At 68.4% G+C, this 1892-nt stretch carries 3 protein-coding genes; all 3 read left to right on the top strand.

The window, feature by feature from the left end:
- Positions 1–474: alcohol dehydrogenase catalytic domain-containing protein (locus tag ABN028_RS35105; protein WP_349699654.1), on the top strand; the 474-nt coding region annotated here is incomplete at its 5' end.
- Positions 456–986 (top strand): hypothetical protein, encoded by a 531-nt coding sequence (locus tag ABN028_RS35110; RefSeq protein ID WP_349699655.1) that lies wholly within the window; start codon positions 456–458, stop codon positions 984–986. The genes ABN028_RS35105 and ABN028_RS35110, both read left to right, overlap by 19 nt.
- On the top strand, positions 983–1892 hold a 910-nt coding region (locus ABN028_RS35115), incomplete at its 3' end, for an NAD-dependent epimerase/dehydratase family protein (RefSeq protein ID WP_349699656.1). The genes ABN028_RS35110 and ABN028_RS35115, both read left to right, overlap by 4 nt.

Genomic DNA, 1892 nt, shown 5'->3' on the forward strand with positions numbered 1-1892 from the left:
TTGCCGAGTTGTGATGCTGTCGTGTGTCGGCGACCCGGTGACATCGAGTGCGCGACGCTCGACCTGGCGCGCGTGGGTCCGGGGCAGTTGCTCGTACGGACTCTGATGTCGGGGGTCAGTACGGGTACCGACAAGTGGGTCATGCGCGGCACCTTCGGCTGGGCCGACATCACCTTCCCGGCTGTTCCTGGCTACCAACGGGTCGGAGTCGTGGAGGAGGTCGGATCCGACGTCGTCGGGTTCCGGATCGGGCAGCGGGTCGTGGCGACGAGCGGTCTCGGCTACGTCGAGGTGGGATCGGCCTGGGGCGGACACTCTTCGCGGTCGATCTCCGAAGCGGCGGACGTCTACGATGCCGAAGGCATTCCCGCGGAGCGGTCGGCGTTCGTGGTGGTCGCCCAGGTGGGCTACAAGCGGCGTCCCGTCTCCTCCTGGATGCCGGCGCCCATGTCCTCGTGGTGGGCGACGGAGTGATCGGGGCATCCGCGGCGTTCGCGTGTCGGGCCCGCGGCTTCGACGTGCTGGTGGCGGGCCGGCACCGGTCGCGCCTGGACACCCTCCACGAGGCGGGGTTCGCGACGGCGGACGCGAGGGCGACAGACGTCGAAGCGACCGTCGCGAGGTTCGATCCGTCCGCCGTCATCGACACCGTCCAGAACGCCGAGGCCTTCGACATGTACATTCCGTCGCTTCCGCGTCGTACCGGCCAGGTCGTCTACAGCGGACACTCGCCCGACGGCGTGACGGCGTGGGGAGACATGGCCGTCCTGCAGCAGCGCGAGCTCACCGTTCACTTCGTCTCCGGGATCACGAGCACTCGGGTCGAGGCCACCCTCGGTCTCATGCGCGATGGCGCGATGCCGTCGGAGCAACTCCTCGGCACCGTCGCCGGGAGTCCTGATGAGGCGGCCCGGTTGATGCGCCGCGTTTCCGCGGGCCGGCTCGAACCTGTCGCCGCGGCGGTCGACTGGACGTGGGCCGCATGAGGATCGCGATCACCGGCGCCGCCGGGTGGCTCGGCCGATACGTCACGACTGCCCTCGAAACCGACCACGATCTCGTCCTCCTCGACAATGTCGCCCCCGAGGATGCGACGATCTTCGATCCCACGGCGCCGGGAGGACGCAGACGAGTGCCGCTGTCGCCCACCTGGCCGTACCACCAGACCGACATCCTCGACGAACAAGGACTCCGGAGCGCTTTCGCCGGTGTCGAGGTGGTGATCCATCTCGCCGGCCGCCCGACGGGTGAGTGGGAGGACGCCAAGGCAACGGTGATGACGAACATCGTCGGGACCTTCCACGTGTTCGACCAGGCCCGGACGGTCGGCGTACGGCGGATCGTCAACGCGTCGAGCATCAACGCGTTCGGGACGTTCTTCTGGCGGGTCAGTGGTCAACCGCCACAGCGCCGCTGTCTGCCGCTCACCGAGGACGAACCTGTCACTCCGGAAGATCCGTACAGCATGAGCAAGGCCGCCACCGAACTGCTCGGCGCGACCTTCGACCGGGCGTTCGGCATCGAGGCGGTCAACCTGCGTTTTGCCGGTGTCTGGCCGGAGTCAACCTACGACACGGCACTGGACGCTGGGCTTGCTCCGACCACGGAGTGGGCTGACGACCTGTTCCAGTGGGTGCACGTCCTCGACGTGACGCAGGGGATCACGAAGGCGGCACTGGTGGAAACAGTGGTTCACGTTCCCATCACCCTCGCGGCGGCGGACACGCGGGCACCAGAGCCGACCTTGGAGATCGTCGCCCAACACCGGCCGGAACTGCTTCCGCAGCTGCGCGAACCCCTGCCCGGGCGCGCCGGCCTGCTCTCCATCGCGAGGGCGCGGACGTTTCTCGGCTACCAACCGCGGTTCTCTCTGGACGCGGCCTGCCGCGACA

This window comes from Actinopolymorpha sp. B17G11 (assembly GCF_040196095.1).
In the GTDB taxonomy this organism is placed as follows: Bacteria; Actinomycetota; Actinomycetes; order Propionibacteriales; family Actinopolymorphaceae; genus Thermasporomyces.